The organism is Bacillus sp. FSL K6-2819, assembly GCF_038008305.1.
GTDB classification, from domain to species: Bacteria; Bacillota; Bacilli; order Bacillales; family Bacillaceae; genus Bacillus; species Bacillus amyloliquefaciens.
In genome coordinates, this window is record NZ_JBBOYV010000001.1 from 863534 (window position 1) to 883037 (window position 19504).

At 47.8% G+C, this 19504-nt stretch carries 14 protein-coding genes, 2 rRNA genes and 1 pseudogene; 12 read left to right on the forward strand and 5 right to left on the reverse strand.

Features of this window, described 5'->3' with window-relative positions; genetic code table 11:
* The first annotated feature begins 1 nt into the window (after position 1).
* Complete coding sequence (locus MHH91_RS04470; RefSeq protein WP_014471591.1) at positions 2-2587, forward strand: YfhO family protein; 2586 nt, start codon at positions 2-4, stop codon at positions 2585-2587.
* Here MHH91_RS04470 and MHH91_RS04475 read toward each other — a convergent pair.
* Positions 2584-3567 carry a metal-dependent hydrolase gene (locus MHH91_RS04475; protein ID WP_013351447.1) on the reverse strand — a complete coding sequence of 328 codons (984 nt, stop codon included), beginning with the start codon at positions 3565-3567 and terminating at the stop codon, positions 2584-2586. The genes MHH91_RS04470 and MHH91_RS04475 overlap by 4 nt on opposite strands.
* Before the next feature lie 225 nt (positions 3568-3792).
* On the opposite strand from MHH91_RS04475, the gene mutY reads away from it, so the two are divergent.
* Complete coding sequence (gene mutY, locus MHH91_RS04480) at positions 3793-4890, forward strand: A/G-specific adenine glycosylase (RefSeq protein WP_013351494.1); 1098 nt, start codon at positions 3793-3795, stop codon at positions 4888-4890.
* Positions 4891-4896: 6 nt separating this feature from the next.
* Here the strand turns inward: mutY and MHH91_RS04485 are convergent, their stop codons facing one another.
* Entirely contained in the window at positions 4897-5121 is a 225-nt protein-coding gene (locus MHH91_RS04485) for a hypothetical protein (RefSeq protein ID WP_013351495.1), read from the reverse strand.
* Between the two features lie 82 nt (positions 5122-5203).
* On the opposite strand from MHH91_RS04485, the gene fabL reads away from it, so the two are divergent.
* The 5 genes and pseudogenes from fabL to MHH91_RS04510 all read left to right on the forward strand — a co-directional run bounded on the left by fabL (position 5204) and on the right by MHH91_RS04510 (position 9111).
* On the forward strand, positions 5204-5956 hold the full coding sequence (gene fabL, locus MHH91_RS04490; RefSeq protein WP_013351496.1) for an enoyl-[acyl-carrier-protein] reductase FabL: 753 nt from the start codon (positions 5204-5206) through the stop codon (positions 5954-5956).
* Positions 5957-6041: 85 nt separating this feature from the next.
* Positions 6042-6194 (forward strand): annotated as a pseudogene (locus MHH91_RS04495) (gamma-type small acid-soluble spore protein); the annotation flags it as partial.
* Positions 6195-6354: 160 nt separating this feature from the next.
* Positions 6355-6621 (forward strand): YgaB family protein, encoded by a 267-nt coding sequence (locus MHH91_RS04500; RefSeq protein WP_014471626.1) that lies wholly within the window; start codon positions 6355-6357, stop codon positions 6619-6621.
* A gap of 135 nt (positions 6622-6756) precedes the next feature.
* On the forward strand, positions 6757-7287 hold the full coding sequence (ntdP, locus tag MHH91_RS04505) for a nucleoside tri-diphosphate phosphatase (RefSeq protein WP_003155475.1): 531 nt from the start codon (positions 6757-6759) through the stop codon (positions 7285-7287).
* An 81-nt stretch (positions 7288-7368) separates the two neighbouring features.
* A complete protein-coding gene (locus tag MHH91_RS04510; protein WP_013351498.1) occupies positions 7369-9111 on the forward strand; it encodes an ABC transporter ATP-binding protein in 1743 nt (580 codons plus the stop codon).
* Between the two features lie 76 nt (positions 9112-9187).
* On the opposite strand, the gene MHH91_RS04515 is transcribed toward MHH91_RS04510, so the two are convergent.
* Positions 9188-10252 (reverse strand): aromatic acid exporter family protein, encoded by a 1065-nt coding sequence (locus MHH91_RS04515; RefSeq protein ID WP_013351499.1) that lies wholly within the window; start codon positions 10250-10252, stop codon positions 9188-9190.
* 209 nt (positions 10253-10461) lie between these two features.
* On the reverse strand, positions 10462-11751 hold the full coding sequence (locus MHH91_RS04520) for a glutamate-1-semialdehyde 2,1-aminomutase (RefSeq protein ID WP_013351500.1): 1290 nt from the start codon (positions 11749-11751) through the stop codon (positions 10462-10464).
* A 156-nt stretch (positions 11752-11907) separates the two neighbouring features.
* Here MHH91_RS04520 and bcp point away from each other — a divergent pair, with 156 nt between their 5' ends.
* Both bcp and perR read left to right on the forward strand, forming a co-directional pair.
* Positions 11908-12381 carry a thioredoxin-dependent thiol peroxidase gene (gene bcp, locus MHH91_RS04525; RefSeq protein ID WP_013351501.1) on the forward strand — a complete coding sequence of 158 codons (474 nt, stop codon included), beginning with the start codon at positions 11908-11910 and terminating at the stop codon, positions 12379-12381.
* Between the two features lie 124 nt (positions 12382-12505).
* Positions 12506-12943 (forward strand): peroxide-responsive transcriptional repressor PerR, encoded by a 438-nt coding sequence (gene perR, locus MHH91_RS04530; RefSeq protein WP_013351502.1) that lies wholly within the window; start codon positions 12506-12508, stop codon positions 12941-12943.
* A gap of 34 nt (positions 12944-12977) precedes the next feature.
* Here the strand turns inward: perR and MHH91_RS04535 are convergent, their stop codons facing one another.
* On the reverse strand, positions 12978-13331 hold the full coding sequence (locus tag MHH91_RS04535; RefSeq protein WP_013351503.1) for a YgzB family protein: 354 nt from the start codon (positions 13329-13331) through the stop codon (positions 12978-12980).
* A 202-nt stretch (positions 13332-13533) separates the two neighbouring features.
* Here MHH91_RS04535 and MHH91_RS04540 point away from each other — a divergent pair, with 202 nt between their 5' ends.
* The 3 genes from MHH91_RS04540 (at position 13534) to MHH91_RS04550 (ending at position 19423) form a co-directional block, all read left to right on the forward strand.
* Positions 13534-14418: a nucleotidyltransferase-like protein gene (locus MHH91_RS04540; RefSeq protein WP_013351504.1), complete on the forward strand. Its 885-nt coding sequence runs from the start codon at positions 13534-13536 to the stop codon at positions 14416-14418.
* A gap of 293 nt (positions 14419-14711) precedes the next feature.
* Positions 14712-16261 (forward strand): 16S ribosomal RNA (locus MHH91_RS04545).
* 232 nt (positions 16262-16493) lie between these two features.
* Positions 16494-19423: ribosomal RNA gene (locus tag MHH91_RS04550) — 23S ribosomal RNA — on the forward strand.
* Together the 16S and 23S rRNA genes form the textbook arrangement of a ribosomal RNA operon.
* The last annotated feature ends 81 nt before the right edge of the window (positions 19424-19504 follow it).

Below are 19504 nucleotides of genomic sequence, written 5' to 3' on the forward strand. Positions count from 1 at the left end.
TATGAAAAAAAATAAATGGATCTTGCCGGCAGCCTGTGTGCTGGCTGCGGCAGCCGCTCATGTTTTTTTCTTAAAAGAGTGGTCGGCAGGCCGCTATATGACGGGGTCTGGAGACGGGATCGCCCAAATGGCGGTCTTCAAAAAGCTGCTGTTTGACCAATATATGAACGGCAGGCTGTTTTACAGCTATTCGTTCGGACTGGGCGGGGGAGTGTACAGTCAGCTCGGCTATTATTTCTCTACTTCTTTTCTTTTTCTGTTTATTTCCGCCGCTGTCCGCATTCTGCAGCTTATGCAGCTGTCGGGTGAGGCGGATGCGCTGTTTTGGGCGCAGGCCTCCGTTTTTATCAGCATCGCCAAGCAGAGTTTCATCATATTCACGGCGGCCTGTGTGTTCCGTTATTTCGTCAAACGGACATTGCCTGCTTTTGTCGGCGCCGTGTTGTACGGGGTCTCGATTATCTACTTCCGGCATGAGGTGTATTGGGACTTTTTCACTGACAGCATGGTGTGGCTGCCGCTGCTCGTGTTCGGCGCGGAAAAGATCATCAGGGAAAAAAAGCCGGCGTGGTTTATTTTCGCCTGTGCGCTGACATTGATCAACAACTTTTATTTTGCGTATATTAATCTGATTTTCATTGGCATTTACATCTTATTCCGGTGGATCATCCGCCTTGAAGACAATGAGGCGAAAAGGCTCACTCAATGCCGGATGTTTATTCTGTCAGGCCTGCTCGGTTTCGGTATAAGCGCAGTCTCCTTTATCCCTGTCGTGTACGGATATCTCAATAATCTGCGGCCGCCGTATTCACAGCATATTGATTGGCTTGATTTCTCCGACAACATTTTATTTTCAAGCCGGATTATCATCCTGCCGGCGGCTTTTTTGCTTTTTCTATTTACATTTTCTTTATACAAAAACCGGTTGTTCCGGCTGTTTGCGGGAATCAGTCTGCTGTATATTCTGTTTCACTTCAGTCCGTTTGCGGCAAGCGCCTTTAACGGTTTTTCAGCTCCGCAAAACAGGTTTGAATACGTCCTGTGCTTCACGGTTGCAGGAACGGTTGCGGTAGGGCTTTCTAAGCTTTCGGACATCAGCAGGAAGAGTATGCTGATATCCGCCGTACTCGCCGTTCTGCTCTATTGGAGCCAGATGAGACGGTTCAGCCTGGATATTTCTGATCACGCCTACCTGTCCATCCTGCTCCTTCTGGGGCTGACCATTGCCGCTTTTTTTGCAGCAAAGGTAAGACTGAGAGGCGCGGTGCCCGCCGTTTATGGCGTCATTCTCTTGACTGCGGTGCTGACGGCCAATACATATGAAAAATATGCTTTATCAGAAGGCGGGAAGATTTATACGGTATCGCATACATTCATGACGGGTCCTGACTATAAAGGCAAAGAACAAGCAGAGCTCATTCAGCGTCTGAAAGAAAAAGACCCGGACCCCTTTGCCCGTTTAGATTGGATGAACGGCGTATTCAATAATACCCCGATCATATACGGGTTCAACGGATTCAGCGTTTACTCAAGCATCCTGAACCGCAATCTGCTGTCCTTCTACTGGAATGACCTCCAGATTGACATGGGCAGAGAAAGCGTAAGCCGCTATGCGACATTAGGAAACAGGGCTAATTTATACAGCCTGCTTTACGGAAAATATTATATGACGGAAAAAACAAACGAGGCCGGCGTGCCGTACGGGTTCAAAAAGATCATGGAATCATCCCGCTATGCGGTTTATCAAAATCAATATGTACTTCCGTTCGTACGGACAGCCGATCGAGTATATAACGAGGACGACCTGAAAAAAGCGCCCGCCCTAGCCAGGGAACGGGCAATGCTTGACGGGATCGTCACGGAATCGAACACAACAAAAACGAAAAAACCGCCAGAAGCGGAAAATATCATCCGTCAGGCAGAGATAGCCCCCGAACATGCGGATTATCGTGACGGCATCCTGACGGTAAACGAAGACGGAGGCGGCCTGATCATTACGCCGCACGGCGCCGCGGCTGACGGCGGAGATTATTACGTCAGCTTTTATTTAATGAACAAAGCGAAGGACCAGGGCTTTACATTAAAAGTGAACGATTACACGACAACGAGAAAATCGAATCAATCCATTTACAAAACAGGTGTCAACGATCTCACCGTCAGAGTGCCGAAAACAAAAAACATCCAAATCCGGCTGCCGAAAGGATCGTATCAGCTCGACAGACTGGCGCTTTACGAAGAACGGTACGCGACGCTGAAAAGCGCATACCGAAAAGCGGAAAAAGAACCGCCAGCCGACCTCAGCTGGCGCGGAAATACGCTTCATATTTCGTATGAAAACAAAACCCGCGCGCCGTATATCATGCTTCCGATTCCATATGAAAAAGGCTGGGAGCTGAAAATAAACGGCAGACAAGAACAGATTGAAAAAGCGGATTATTCCTTTATCGGATTTAAAGCGCAAAAAGGAAAAAATGATATTCAATTAACGTATTATCCGCCGTATTTTAAACCGGCGGCCGCTATATCGGTGATCAGTCTCGTGTTTGCCGTCATATATGTGAGAAGACAAAAAAAGCCCGGCTCTTAAACAGAGCCGAGCTTTAATTTTTTCTGCAGTTTTTCCTCGCTGAAAATCCAGCCCGTGTAAGAAGAAAGAACCTCTAAATCATGACTGAGGTGGACGATGGCGACAAAAGGATAGTGGCCTTTGCTCCGGTAGCGCAAATCAATAAAGCGCACCTCATAATGATCTTTAAAGGTATCGACCTCCCACCTGTAAACGGGGGAAAACGAAAGAAAAGCTGCAATATTTTCATCTTGTTTCGCCGCCTTCATCACATCGGTTTCCGGAACGGGCACACGGTTGAATGTATCCAATATCACAACATGACCGTCAAGGCTTCTGCCGACATAAAAGGCATGGGCCGTCGTTACGGCGATACGCCACTGCCTGAATTTCATCGTCGGCGAAATGATGATGGTTTCAATCTCCTCTTCAATCATCTCGCGCAGCCGCAGCTTTATCCGCAGCTGCATGATAATCCGGACGGCGTAATAACCCGCAAGGATGATATACAGCGTCAAAAATGTCACGCCCGGATGACCTCCGATATACCACACGGCAATCGCGGCCAAATGACTGATGAAAATAAACGGGTCAAAGGTATTGATTATACCGAGAGCGACCCATTTTCGCGAAAACGGGCGGATGGCCTGCGTTCCGTACGCGTTAAAAATGTCCACAAATACATGCAAAACGACAGCCAGAAGCGTCCACAGCCACAGGTGCAGCAAGTTCGCTTCCGGGTAAAATATAAACAAAATGCCCGGAATCAGAATGGACCAAAATAAAACGGCGGGAATGGAGTGTGTGAACCCTCTATGATTTCGAATATAAACAGCATTATTTTTCAGCTTCAATATGGTATCAATATCAGGTGCCTGAGAGCCGGCAAGAGCGGCGATCATAACTGCCTGAGACATGGGGGTATGCATGCCGACGGCAGGATCAAGAGTTGCGATTCCGCCAAGCGCGATGCCCATGACAACGTGAGTGCCAGTATCCATTGGTGACCTCCTAGCAGGCGTTAAAAATCAGTCCGCCCGCATATTTCCATTATAAGATATTCCCCATTTTCTGTTTGCCCAATCATGGCGTGTATCAGCCGTTTTCATATGTTTCCGCTTTTTCTTTATCTCTATTTAATGTAACATATTATCGTAACGTGCCCTTAGTTTACACCAAAATACAGTGTCAAGAAAAGCGGGACCCGAAACATCTGAGGAGAAGATATGAACGCACTTGAAGAAAAAATGAAACAAAAAGATATAGACAAATTTCGCGAGGACTTAATTACATGGTTCGAAAGAGAACAAAGAATTCTGCCATGGAGAGAAAATCAGGACCCGTATCGGGTGTGGGTGTCAGAGGTCATGCTGCAGCAGACGCGGGTAGAAACCGTCATTCCTTATTTCCGGCGGTTTGTTGAGCAGTTTCCGACCGTCTCGGCGCTTGCTGAGGCCGATGAGGAAAAAGTGCTCAAAGCCTGGGAAGGGTTAGGCTATTACTCCCGTGTGAGAAATCTGCAAAGCGCCGTACAGGAAGTGCACGAGCGGTATGGCGGAATCGTTCCTGCTGAGGAAAAGGAATTCGGCGGACTGAAAGGCGTCGGCCCTTATACAAAAGGCGCCGTGCTCAGCATCGCATACAACAAACCGATTCCCGCCGTAGACGGCAATGTGATGCGTGTCATGTCGAGAATTCTTTCCATATGGGACGATATCGCAAAACCTAAAACCAGAACGATTTTCGAACAGGCGGTATCAGCTTTCATTTCTCATGAAAAACCATCTGAATTCAATCAGGGTTTAATGGAGCTCGGCGCGATCATCTGCACCCCGAAATCTCCGTCCTGCCTGCTGTGTCCCGTGCAAAAGCACTGCTCGGCATTTGCAGAAGGGACAGAGAGGGAGCTGCCCGTTAAAAGCAAAAAGAAAAAACCCGGAGTAAAAACAATGGCCGCCGTTGTGCTGACAGACGACCAAGACAATGTCTATATTCATAAACGGCCGCCAAAAGGATTGCTCGCCAATCTGTGGGAGTTTCCGAATACCGAAACCCAAAAAGGAACCAAAACCGAACGAGAGCAGCTCGAAGCCTTTTTAGAAAAAGAAATGGGAGCAACCGCTGAAATCGGAGAGCTGGAAGGCATCGTAGAACATGTTTTCACTCATCTCGTCTGGAATATTTCGGTCTTTTTCGGTAAAGTAAAACAAGTGTCGGACACATCAGAATTAATACGGGTCACAAAAGGGGAACTCGAAGAATACGCTTTTCCCGTTTCCCATCAAAAGATTTGGAAAATGGCGGACGAAGGCGGCCGCCGGTAAGAAGCGTCAGTCATAGCTGACGCGTGTGCCGTGGCCGTAATCCGCCTCATTCCGTTTCAGTCCGCCCCGGGCTTCAATTTCCTGAATCAGCTCCCGGTATTTGGACTGGCCTTCTTCGTTTAAATACGGCATAATTTGCTGGAAGGCATGATGGAAATAGGCGAGCTCTGAATCCTTCCAATCTTTTTTTGGCATCATGGCCAATTCGCCCATATCACGTCCGACATACATATGAAAAGACCCCTTTCAACAGGTAATGCTTTTATTGTTTGTTGAATGAAAAGAACTATACGCAGCAAGGAGCTGAGGAAAAATGGAACAAAATAAATGCGCATTAATCACGGGAAGCAGCCGCGGCGTCGGGAAAGCAGCAGCCATCAGACTCGCGGAAAAAGGCTACAATATCGTAATCAATTACGCCCGCAGTAAAAAAGCGGCGTTAGAAACAGCTGAAGAAATTGAAAAACTTGGCGTCAAAACGCTCGTCGTTAAAGCCAATGTCGGCCAGCCGGCAAAAATCAAAGACATGTTCCGTCAGATCGACGAAGCCTTCGGCAGACTCGACGTGTTCGTCAATAACGCGGCTTCAGGCGTGCTGAGACCGGTCATGGAACTTGAAGAAACGCATTGGGACTGGACAATGAATATTAACGCAAAAGCATTGCTTTTCTGCGCCCAGGAAGCGGCAAAGCTGATGGAAAAAACCGGAGGCGGCCACATCGTCAGCATCAGCTCACTTGGCAGCATCCGCTATCTTGAGAACTATACGACGGTCGGTGTCTCAAAAGCCGCTTTAGAATCATTAACCCGTTATCTGGCGGTTGAGCTTTCGCCGAGAAATATCATCGTGAATGCCGTTTCAGGCGGAGCGATTGATACAGACGCGCTGAAGCATTTCCCTAACAGAGAAGAATTGCTTGAAGATGCCCGTCAAAATACGCCGGCCGGAAGAATGGTCGAAATTAAAGACATGATCGACACGGTGGAGTTTTTAGTTTCTTCAAAAGCGGACATGATCCGCGGTCAGACCATCATTATTGACGGCGGACGCTCTCTGCTCGTGTAAGTTTTTTTAAAAAGATGAATAGCCTGATCGTCTCCTGCGCATTCTAAATTGCGTGGAGGTGATAACAATGGAAAACTCAAAATACAGCAAAACTGACGTTCAGCAGGTGAAAAAACAAAACCAGCAATCAGCTTCCGGCCAAGGTCAATACGGTACTGAATTCGGCAGTGAAACTGATGCGCAGCAGGTGAGAAAGCAAAACCAATCTGCTGAGCAAAACAAACAACAAAACAGCTAATCACTGAAACAAAAAAGCACTTCATCTTCGGGTGGAAGTGCTTTTTTCTTTTATCAAAACGACAAAACTTGTGATTCCTCTACAGAATGAGTCAAAGGGTTTTCCGGCAGAAACTCGAAATGGTAAGTAGTATCAACCTAAAAGCCTAAGGAGGAACCCGATGTCAGAGTTTGAAAAGCTTGTAAGTGAACAGATGAAGATCATGGATCAGCTTCTCGAGCTGCAGTCAGAACTTGACCGCTGCCGGCAGGTGGAAGCGGAACTCATCAGTCTGGAAAAAGATGCAAAGCTGGACAATGTACAGGACGAAATTGCGACAAAGCGAAAAGATCTGGCCGGCATACAGGAGTTATTCCAAAGGCAGACAGAGCAAGTCATCCAGTCTTATCGCAGCACGGAAAAGCCGTCTTCCTATGTGCAGAAATGAATGTGCCATTCCGGAAGCGGAGTGGTTCTTTTATTTTCATTTTTTAATTCGTAACGTTATAATAGTGAAAAGACTTGTCGGAAAGCAATTGCGGCTGCATTGACTGCAGGGCTTTACAGAAAGTAGGGGAGAAATATGGGATATCCCAAGGAAGGAGAAACGATTCAAATTCACAGCTATAAGCATAACGGGCTGCTTCATCGAATTTGGAACGAAACGACGATTTTAAAAAGTACGGAATTGTGTATCATCGGAGCTAACGACCGGACAATGGTGACGGAATCCGACGGACGGACGTGGGTGACCAGAGAACCGGCGATATGCTACTTTCATGCCCGTCAGTGGTTTAACGTCATCGGAATGCTGAGAGATGACGGAGTTCACTATTATTGCAACATCAGCTCGCCGTTCGCTTATGACGGAGAGGCCATCAAATATATTGATTACGATTTGGATGTCAAAGTGTTTCCGGATATGACATATAACATTCTGGACGAGGATGAATACGATGATCACCGCAAATCAATGAATTATCCTAAAGAGATCGACAGCATTCTGAAGGAGTATCTGAATACGCTGCTGCACTGGATTCATCAGCGGAAAGGCCCTTTTGCTCCTGAATTTGTTGATATGTGGTATGAACGGTATCTGCGCTATACAAAATAAAGAATACAATAAAAACCTGTTGGGGTGTCAACAGGTTTTTCACATGGGCTCACACGCCTTAAAGAGAGAGGGGGATAAAGTGTGGGCGTAATCAGACGCTATATGCAATTTGTAAAACCCTATAAAAAACAAATCTTTATCACAGTGTTAATCGGTATCATAAAATTCTCCATCCCGCTGGCTCTCCCGCTTCTGTTAAAATACGTGGTCGATGACATTATTCAAGGGAGCGGAACGGCAAGCGCTAAAACATCGACACTATTCACGATTATGGGCATCATGTTCGTGCTGTTTTTAGTTCTGCGTCCCCCGGTAGAGTATTATCGGCAATATTTCGCGCAATGGACGGGAAGCCGGGTGCTCTACGATATCAGGGGAGTATTGTTTGACCATATTCAAAAACTGAGCCTGCGGTTTTATGCCAACACGAGAACGGGCGAAGTCATTTCCCGGGTGATAAATGATGTCGAACAGACAAAAGACTTTGTCATAACGGGACTGATGAATATCTGGCTTGATATGATGACAGTGCTGATCGTCATCTGCATTATGTTCACATTGGATGTCAAACTGACATTGATTTCTGTCATTTTGTTCCCGTTATACGGCATTTCAGTGAAATACTTTTACGGCCGTCTCCGGAAACTGACACGCGAGCGCTCTCAGGCACTCGCTCAGGTGCAGGGGCATTTGCACGAAAGAGTTCAGGGAATGCCCGTTATCAGAAGCTTCGCGATTGAAGAATATGAGCAAGCCAATTTTGATGAAAAGAACGGACATTTTCTTGACAAAGCGATCCGTCATACGAATTGGAACGCCAAAACGTTTGCGGTCGTAAATACCATTACGGATTTGGCGCCGCTGCTCGTTATCGCGTTTGCGGGCTATTTTGTCATAAACGGCCCGCTGACCGTAGGGACGATGGTTGCGTTCGTCGGCTACATTGACAGAATGTACAATCCGGTCAGAAGACTGATCAACTCATCGACGACGCTGACCCAGTCGATCGCTTCAATGGACCGCATATTTGAATTTATCGACGAACCGTATGAACTGACTGATAAACCGAATGCGGTAAAAGCTGACGGCATTAAAGGCGAGGTTGAATTTCGAAATGTCTCCTTCCGTTACGAAGAAGGGAAAGAATCGATATTGCGGGACGTTTCTTTAAAGGTGACAAAAGGGGAAACCGTGGCACTCGTCGGGATGAGCGGCGGCGGTAAATCGACACTTGTCAGCCTTATACCGCGTTTTTATGATGTGTCCGGCGGCAGCCTGCTCATTGACGGCACCGATATTCGCGATTATGAAGCGAGAAGCCTCCGCAATCAAGTCGGAATGGTGCTTCAGGATACATTTCTGTTCAGTGAGACGATTCGTGAAAATATCGCCATCGGTAAACCGGGAGCGTCTTTGGATGAGGTGGTTGCGGCTGCGAAAGCGGCAAATGCCCATGAATTTATTATGGGCTTCCCAGAAGGCTATGAGACCAAAGTCGGCGAACGGGGCGTCAAATTGTCAGGCGGACAGAAACAGCGGATCTCCATCGCCCGTGTTTTCTTAAAAAATCCGCCGCTGTTAATTTTGGATGAAGCGACATCCGCTCTTGATCTTGAAAGTGAACACTACATTCAGGAAGCGATGGACAAGCTTGCGAAAAACCGGACGACATTTATCGTCGCTCACAGGCTGTCCACGATTACGCACGCGGATAAAATTGTCGTTATGGAAAACGGCGCTGTCATTGAAACCGGCACGCATGAGGAATTAATGGCGCGGGAAGGCCAGTACAGACACTTATTTACGATCCAGAATTTAAACTGACCGAAAAACTTATGCCGTCCGATTTGGCGGCATAAGTTTTTTTATACAAAAAACCCGGTTCTGCTGAAGCACCGGGTTACTCATCGTCTGTTTCTAATTCGCTGTCTTTCGGGTGGTATGTCTGAAAACTCGTGATTAACGTATCGAGATGCTCCAGCTGTTCGCGGTATTCCGCAACCGCAGCCATAATGCTGAGCATATTGTAATCAAGCAGTTCATCTTCGCAGTTCTGCTGGTTTTTTAAGAAAGACTTCGTCAAAAGCTGTTTATATCTAATGCTTTCTTCAGCATCGTCATCATGCGGTTTAATCTTGCCGACTGTCCGCATCAGAACTCTTTCGTGCCAATGAAGCAGATAATCGATTTCTTCTGTCAGCGTCTCCTGAAATTCCTCCGGCATATGATAAATCTCATTTTCATAGCGGTGCAGCTTTTTCAGCATATCAAGCGCCCGATTCGCCGTAATAATCGCCTGTCTGAATAATACAAGCTTGCGTGACTTTACATACGTCGTTTTCTTAAAGTAGCTTCTTTCCTCTTTATAAAGAAGGTACGTATGATCAAGCTTCATCATCTTTTCCTTCAGCTTCTCAATATCCTCTTTCAATATCGAGTGCTCCGTAGACTGGCGCATCGTCAGCCTGATCCATTTCATGATCTCATCGGTATATTCAACCGTATGATGAGTCAGCTTCGTTTCGTATTTCGGCGGAAGAAACACAAGGTTCACAATGAAAGAAGACAGCACCCCTAAAATAACGGTGCTTGTTCGTATCAGAGCGAACGTCAGGAAGCTGTTTCCCGGTGTTTCCAAAATTGCGATAACCGTCACGAGCGCAATCGAAATGGTGTGTTCAATTTTCAGTTTTAACATAATCGTGATGACAATCACTGCGGTCAGTCCGATCATAATCGGACTCGGTCCGAAAATCAGTCCGAATACCGTAGCGATGACAGCGCCGATGATATTTGCCTGCACCTGATCAATAATGATAAGAAAAGACCTGTAAATAGAGGGCTGTATGGCAAATATAGCTGCAATCCCGGCAAAGATCGGCGACGGAAGTCCGATCCATGATGCTAAGTAGAGCGCGAGCGTAATCGCAATCCCTGTTTTAAAAATGCGGGCACCAAGTTTCATTGGTTTGTGCGTGCATTCCTTTCTCTAATAAATTATGTGCCGAACGAACGGCTGACACTTACATTTCCCTGTCGGTTGATTTGCTAAACAATAAAGTAATATACAGGGATCGTGCTAATTATTCAAGGTCTTTTTTTGAAAAAACCATTATCTCACAAATCGGACAAAAAGAAAAAGCGGAAGCCCCGGGCTCCCGCTTGTTTCGGCAGTTAATTTTTCATATGTCTGAACGCATCTTCAACCGCTTTTAAAGTGGCGTCGATATCCTCTTCAGTATGTGCGGTTGTTATAAACCAAGCTTCATACTTCGACGGGGCGAGATTGATGCCGCGCTCAAGCATCAGCTTAAAGAACTTGGCAAATGCTTCTCCGTCCGTATTTTCCGCCTGCTCATAATTGACGATCTTTTCATCAGTGAAATAAACCGTAAGCGCGCCTTTTAATCGATTGACGGTGATGGTAATGCCATGTGTCTCCGCATGGGTGAGAATGCCTTGCTCAAGTCTGGCGCCGAGCTGATCAAGCCGCTCATAAACGCCTTCTTCCTTCAGCACTTCCAAACAGGCGATGCCTGATAAGATGGATGCCGGGTTTCCGGCCATCGTGCCGGCTTGATATGCCGGGCCGAGCGGAGCAACCTGCTCCATGATTTCTTTTTTGCCTCCGTAAGCGCCGATCGGCAAGCCGCCTCCGATAATTTTTCCGAGCGCCGTTAAATCAGGCTTCACTTGGAGAAGATCCTGCGCGCCTCCGTACATAAAACGAAACGCCGTGATCACTTCATCATAAATGACGAGCGCGCCCGCTTTATGGGTCAATTCGTTGACCTGTTCTAAAAAGCCTTCTTCAGGTTCAACGATGCCGAAATTGCCGACAATCGGCTCGACGAGGACCGCTGCAATTTCCGAACCCCATTTGTCCAATGCGGCTTTGTAGCTTTCAATGTCATTGAAAGGAACGGTGATTACCTCATTGGCGATGCTTTTCGGCACACCTGCGGAATCGGGGGTGCCGAGTGTGGACGGTCCTGAACCCGCAGCGACGAGCACGAGATCAGAATGGCCGTGATAGCAGCCGGCGAATTTAATGATTTTTGTCCGGCCTGTATAAGCGCGTGCAACCCGGATCGTTGTCATCACGGCTTCCGTGCCCGAGTTCACAAACCGAACTTTATCAAGTGACGGGATGGCCTCCTTCAGCATTTTGGCGAAAGTGACCTCATGTTTGGTCGGAGTCCCGTACAGTACGCCGTTTTCAGCTGCTTTTGTAATCGCTTCTGTAATATGCGGGTGGGCATGTCCGGTAATAATCGGGCCGTAAGCCGCTAAATAATCAATATACTGATTCCCGTCTACATCCCAGAAATAAGCGCCGTTCGCTTTTTCCATCGCAACTGGTGAACCGCCGCCTACCGCTTTGTAGGATCTGGACGGACTGTTCACGCCTCCGACGATATGTTCTAACGCTTCCTTATGAAGTTCAACTGATTTTGTATACAAAAAATGACCCTCCTAATATCTCCTTACATCATGTTCTATTGTAGCATGCTTCATTGCGAGCACAACGGTTCTTGCTTCCAGAAAAGAGCGGGGGATAACGGTTGTAATCTTAACGTGAATTGGATACGCTTAATAAAAAACCCGGAGGTATAAGAAATGACGATTGAAATCGGACAAGCGGCACCGGATATGGAATTATTGAACGACAGCGGAGAAGAAGTATCATTAACGGATTTTAAAGGGAAGTACGTCGTGCTCTATTTTTATCCGAAAGACATGACACCCGGATGCACGACGGAAGCATGCGATTTCCGTGATCAGCACGAAAGTTTTGCGGGACTTGATGCGGTCATTATCGGAGTAAGCCCTGACAGCCGTGACAAACATGAAAAATTTAAACAGAAACACGATCTTCCTTTCCAGCTCCTCGTCGATGACGAGCATAAACTGGCGGAAGCTTTTGACGTGTGGAAGCTGAAGAAGAATTTTGGGAAAGAATATATGGGAATCGAGCGATCCACCTTTCTGTTAGACAAAGAAGGCCGTCTTGTGAAGGAGTGGAGAAAAGTAAAAGTGAAAGATCATGTTGCGGAGGCTCTTCGCGAATTGGAACAAATTGCGGCAAATTAATGGACAAATGCTGAAATCACGGGGTTTTCTTCAGATTACATTTGACAGGAGACCGGAAAAAGATGTACACTAATTATAAACATTATAAAGTAAGAATCTTTTTTAGAAGAGAGGTGCATGACGGATGGCTGCACATGAATTAAAAGAAGCCTTAGACACGTTGAAGGATACGGGAGTCCGGATTACTCCTCAACGTCATGCCATTCTGGAATATCTCGTGGACTCTATGGCTCATCCGACAGCGGACGATATATATAAAGCCTTGGAAGGGAAATTCCCTAATATGAGTGTCGCAACAGTATATAACAATTTGCGTGTATTCCGGGAAGCTGGGCTTGTAAAGGAACTGACGTACGGAGATGCGTCCAGCAGGTTTGACTTTGTCACCTCTGACCATTATCACGCCATTTGTGAAAACTGCGGAAAAATCGTGGACTTTCATTATCCCGGGCTTGACGAAGTTGAACAGCTTGCGGCTCACGTAACGGGGTTTAAGGTAAGCCACCATCGTTTGGAGATTTACGGTGTCTGCCAAGAATGCTCCAAAAAAGAAAACCATTAAACGAAGCTGACCGCTTTGATACGGTCAGCTTTGTTTATTTCACACTGTTTTTTTTGTTATAAGACTCATCAAACGCTTTGCCTTCCAACCCTTTATCCAATGTAAGCGGCTCTCTGCAATGCATGCACATATCCACTCTGCCCAGAATTTTCGTTTCTTTCTCACAGGCGGGGCACGTCACCCGGACCGCTTTTGTGGACAGCATGCCGATCCAAAAATAAACGGCGGTGCTCAGCCCGATCGACAGCAGGCCGAGAATCATAAACAAGCTGGCAAGCAAAACAGACTGCTTAAAGAACAGCCCGATGTACATAATGATAAACCCAACGAAAACCAAACTTAACGCAAACGTTCTGATCTTATTAATTTTGCTTGAGTATTTCGCCATGTCCATCCCCCTCTGGTTTAACTATAGCACAAAACAGATGGTATATTCTTCATGTTCTCGTAAGAAAAGGGAAGAATAAATATGGCAGCCGAAAGGAAATTTGTTATAATAGTGCAATGTGTTTAGAAAAAAGGACTTTCATGTTTTATCATAGAAATGTAGAAACAATAGCTAGTGAAACAATCGCATTGGAGGAATCGTAATGGACAATCTTCTCCGTCCAATTTACCAAGAAAGAGCAAGTCATCCCGATACGCTGGCCGTCCTTATGATTGAGAGAAGGAGCAAAGCATCATCCATCACAGATAACTTTGATGCGGTCATGCTTGTCATTGTCAAACAGGCTGAAGAGCCTCTTTTTATAAAGCATTATGAATTCGAACACAAAACCGCTTCCTTACATATTGTAACGGATGCTCTGCTTCAGGAATGGATTTTGCTGGGGACAAACAGAAGAGTTATAGATTGGATCATCAACGGCAAGGTGCTGTTTGACCGCAATGAATATATAGCTGAGCTTGCTGACCGGCTCAGCACATTCCCGTTCGCCGAGCGCAAATTAAAAATCGGAATGGAGTACGGCAAGCTGATCAGAAGGTTTGTAGAAGGAAAAGCGTTTTTTGAAGCTGATCATTTTCTGGACGCATATTATGCGGTAGTGCATGCTCTTCACCACTTGGCCCGCATAGAAGTGATTGACCGGGGGTTTTATCCGGAAACGACAGTCTGGAATCAGGTCCGTCATATTGAGCCGCAGGTGTATAAGTTATATTCCGAACTTGTCGAGAGTCACGAAAGCCTGGAGAAAAGACTCGAATTATTATTCTTAGCAAATGATTTTCTCATTCATTCAAAAGCTGAAATCGGTTCTGCCCATCTTTTTCAAGTGATGAAAGAAAAAGAAATGTGGCAGTTTGGAGAATTGCTTCAGCATCCTGAACTGGCGCACTTCACTCAAGATCTCGGTGTCATGCTTGATTACCTGACGGAAAAAGGCTTTATTGAAGTATCCCAAATAGAAACCAAAGGACAAGAAGTATATCATCGAGGATATTCTTTTAAAAAAAGTGTTGACGCTGATTTATAAGCGTGTTATATTATTAAACGTCGCTGATGCGCTTCAACAAAAAGCTCACAGCGGCGGAGAAATAAAAACAAAAAAACATTTGACAGCAACTTGCTGAAATGTTATACTAAAAAAAGTCGCCTCGAGATGAGGTTGAGATGATCTTTGAAAACTAAACAAGACAAAACGTACCTGTTAATTCAAAGTTTTAAATAAATCGCACAGCAATGTGCGTAGTCAGTCAAACTAAGGTCTGCACGACGCAGATCACACAGACGTTACTGCAGGATGCAGTGAACTTAGTCTGTGATCCATTATCGGAGAGTTTGATCCTGGCTCAGGACGAACGCTGGCGGCGTGCCTAATACATGCAAGTCGAGCGGACAGATGGGAGCTTGCTCCCTGATGTTAGCGGCGGACGGGTGAGTAACACGTGGGTAACCTGCCTGTAAGACTGGGATAACTCCGGGAAACCGGGGCTAATACCGGATGCTTGTTTGAACCGCATGGTTCAGACATAAAAGGTGGCTTCGGCTACCACTTACAGATGGACCCGCGGCGCATTAGCTAGTTGGTGAGGTAACGGCTCACCAAGGCGACGATGCGTAGCCGACCTGAGAGGGTGATCGGCCACACTGGGACTGAGACACGGCCCAGACTCCTACGGGAGGCAGCAGTAGGGAATCTTCCGCAATGGACGAAAGTCTGACGGAGCAACGCCGCGTGAGTGATGAAGGTTTTCGGATCGTAAAGCTCTGTTGTTAGGGAAGAACAAGTGCCGTTCAAATAGGGCGGCACCTTGACGGTACCTAACCAGAAAGCCACGGCTAACTACGTGCCAGCAGCCGCGGTAATACGTAGGTGGCAAGCGTTGTCCGGAATTATTGGGCGTAAAGGGCTCGCAGGCGGTTTCTTAAGTCTGATGTGAAAGCCCCCGGCTCAACCGGGGAGGGTCATTGGAAACTGGGGAACTTGAGTGCAGAAGAGGAGAGTGGAATTCCACGTGTAGCGGTGAAATGCGTAGAGATGTGGAGGAACACCAGTGGCGAAGGCGACTCTCTGGTCTGTAACTGACGCTGAGGAGCGAAAGCGTGGGGAGCGAACAGGATTAGATACCCTGGTAGTCCACGCCGTAAACGATGAGTGCTAAGTGTTAGGGGGTTTCCGCCCCTTAGTGCTGCAGCTAACGCATTAAGCACTCCGCCTGGGGAGTACGGTCGCAAGACTGAAACTCAAAGGAATTGACGGGGGCCCGCACAAGCGGTGGAGCATGTGGTTTAATTCGAAGCAACGCGAAGAACCTTACCAGGTCTTGACATCCTCTGACAATCCTAGAGATAGGACGTCCCCTTCGGGGGCAGAGTGACAGGTGGTGCATGGTTGTCGTCAGCTCGTGTCGTGAGATGTTGGGTTAAGTCCCGCAACGAGCGCAACCCTTGATCTTAGTTGCCAGCATTCAGTTGGGCACTCTAAGGTGACTGCCGGTGACAAACCGGAGGAAGGTGGGGATGACGTCAAATCATCATGCCCCTTATGACCTGGGCTACACACGTGCTACAATGGGCAGAACAAAGGGCAGCGAAACCGCGAGGTTAAGCCAATCCCACAAATCTGTTCTCAGTTCGGATCGCAGTCTGCAACTCGACTGCGTGAAGCTGGAATCGCTAGTAATCGCGGATCAGCATGCCGCGGTGAATACGTTCCCGGGCCTTGTACACACCGCCCGTCACACCACGAGAGTTTGTAACACCCGAAGTCGGTGAGGTAACCTTTTTGGAGCCAGCCGCCGAAGGTGGGACAGATGATTGGGGTGAAGTCGTAACAAGGTAGCCGTATCGGAAGGTGCGGCTGGATCACCTCCTTTCTAAGGATTTTAACGGAATATAAGACCTTGGGTCTTATAAACAGAACGTTCCCTGTCTTGTTTAGTTTTGAAGGATCATTCCTTCAAAACATAGGAACACCTGCTAAATGCGCCACTTCCTGTGGCAACGCATGTGTTAGCATGTCCTATGCGTTGTTCTTTGAAAACTAGATAACAGAAGTAATTCACATTCAATTGTAATGCAAGATATCACGTAGTGATTCTTTTTAACGGTTAAGTTAGAAAGGGCGCACGGTGGATGCCTTGGCACTAGGAGCCGATGAAGGACGGGACGAACACCGATATGCTTCGGGGAGCTGTAAGCAAGCTTTGATCCGGAGATTTCCGAATGGGGAAACCCACCACTCGTAATGGAGTGGTATCCATATCTGAATACATAGGATATGAGAAGGCAGACCCGGGGAACTGAAACATCTAAGTACCCGGAGGAAGAGAAAGCAAATGCGATTCCCTGAGTAGCGGCGAGCGAAACGGGACCAGCCCAAACCAAGAGGCTTGCCTCTTGGGGTTGTAGGACACTCTGTACGGAGTTACAAAGGAACGAGGTAGATGAAGAGGTCTGGAAAGGCCCGCCATAGGAGGTAACAGCCCTGTAGTCAAAACTTCGTTCTCTCCTGAGTGGATCCTGAGTACGGCGGAACACGTGAAATTCCGTCGGAATCCGGGAGGACCATCTCCCAAGGCTAAATACTCCCTAGTGACCGATAGTGAACCAGTACCGTGAGGGAAAGGTGAAAAGCACCCCGGAAGGGGAGTGAAAGAGATCCTGAAACCGTGTGCCTACAAGTAGTCAGAGCCCGTTAACGGGTGATGGCGTGCCTTTTGTAGAATGAACCGGCGAGTTACGATCCCGTGCAAGGTTAAGCAGAAGATGCGGAGCCGCAGCGAAAGCGAGTCTGAATAGGGCGAATTGAGTACGTGGTCGTAGACCCGAAACCAGGTGATCTACCCATGTCCAGGGTGAAGTTCAGGTAACACTGAATGGAGGCCCGAACCCACGCACGTTGAAAAGTGCGGGGATGAGGTGTGGGTAGGGGTGAAATGCCAATCGAACCTGGAGATAGCTGGTTCTCTCCGAAATAGCTTTAGGGCTAGCCTCAAGGTAAGAGTCTCGGAGGTAGAGCACTGATTGGACTAGGGGCCCCTACCGGGTTACCGAATTCAGTCAAACTCCGAATGCCGATGACTTATCCTTGGGAGTCAGACTGCGAGTGATAAGATCCGTAGTCGAAAGGGAAACAGCCCAGACCGCCAGCTAAGGTCCCAAAGTATACGTTAAGTGGAAAAGGATGTGGAGTTGCTTAGACAACCAGGATGTTGGCTTAGAAGCAGCCACCATTTAAAGAGTGCGTAATAGCTCACTGGTCGAGTGACTCTGCGCCGAAAATGTACCGGGGCTAAACGTATCACCGAAGCTGCGGACTGTTCTTCGAACAGTGGTAGGAGAGCGTTCTAAGGGCTGTGAAGCAAGACCGGAAGGACTTGTGGAGCGCTTAGAAGTGAGAATGCCGGTATGAGTAGCGAAAGAGGGGTGAGAATCCCCTCCACCGAATGCCTAAGGTTTCCTGAGGAAGGCTCGTCCGCTCAGGGTTAGTCGGGACCTAAGCCGAGGCCGAAAGGCGTAGGCGATGGATAACAGGTTGATATTCCTGTACCACCTCCTCACCATTTGAGCAATGGGGGGACGCAGGAGGATAGGGTAAGCGCGGTATTGGATATCCGCGTCCAAGCAGTTAGGCTGGGAAATAGGCAAATCCGTTTCCCGTGAAGGCTGAGCTGTGATGGCGAGCGAATTATAGTAGCGAAGTTCCTGATTCCACACTGCCAAGAAAAGCCTCTAGCGAGGTGAGAGGTGCCCGTACCGCAAACCGACACAGGTAGGCGAGGAGAGAATCCTAAGGTGATCGAGAGAACTCTCGTTAAGGAACTCGGCAAAATGACCCCGTAACTTCGGGAGAAGGGGTGCTCTGTTAGGGTGCAAGCCCGAGAGAGCCGCAGTGAATAGGCCCAGGCGACTGTTTAGCAAAAACACAGGTCTCTGCGAAGCCGTAAGGCGAAGTATAGGGGCTGACGCCTGCCCGGTGCTGGAAGGTTAAGAGGAGCGCTTAGCGTAAGCGAAGGTGCGAATTGAAGCCCCAGTAAACGGCGGCCGTAACTATAACGGTCCTAAGGTAGCGAAATTCCTTGTCGGGTAAGTTCCGACCCGCACGAAAGGCGCAACGATCTGGGCACTGTCTCAACGAGAGACTCGGTGAAATTATAGTACCTGTGAAGATGCAGGTTACCCGCGACAGGACGGAAAGACCCCGTGGAGCTTTACTGCAGCCTGATATTGAATGTTGGTACAGCTTGTACAGGATAGGTAGGAGCCTTGGAAACCGGAGCGCCAGCTTCGGTGGAGGCATCGGTGGGATACTACCCTGGCTGTATTGACCTTCTAACCCGCCGCCCTTATCGGGCGGGGAGACAGTGTCAGGTGGGCAGTTTGACTGGGGCGGTCGCCTCCTAAAAGGTAACGGAGGCGCCCAAAGGTTCCCTCAGAATGGTTGGAAATCATTCGCAGAGTGTAAAGGCACAAGGGAGCTTGACTGCGAGACCTACAAGTCGAGCAGGGACGAAAGTCGGGCTTAGTGATCCGGTGGTTCCGCATGGAAGGGCCATCGCTCAACGGATAAAAGCTACCCCGGGGATAACAGGCTTATCTCCCCCAAGAGTCCACATCGACGGGGAGGTTTGGCACCTCGATGTCGGCTCATCGCATCCTGGGGCTGTAGTCGGTCCCAAGGGTTGGGCTGTTCGCCCATTAAAGCGGTACGCGAGCTGGGTTCAGAACGTCGTGAGACAGTTCGGTCCCTATCCGTCGCGGGCGCAGGAAATTTGAGAGGAGCTGTCCTTAGTACGAGAGGACCGGGATGGACGCACCGCTGGTGTACCAGTTGTTCTGCCAAGGGCATCGCTGGGTAGCTATGTGCGGACGGGATAAGTGCTGAAAGCATCTAAGCATGAAGCCCCCCTCAAGATGAGATTTCCCATTCCGCAAGGAAGTAAGATCCCTGAAAGATGATCAGGTTGATAGGTCTGAGGTGGAAGTGTGGCGACACATGGAGCTGACAGATACTAATCGATCGAGGACTTAACCAATTTTGAATGTATGCTTCCTGTTATCTAGTTTTGAGAGAATTTCTAAAAAAACTCTTGCTTTTTCTGAAATACATAGTATAA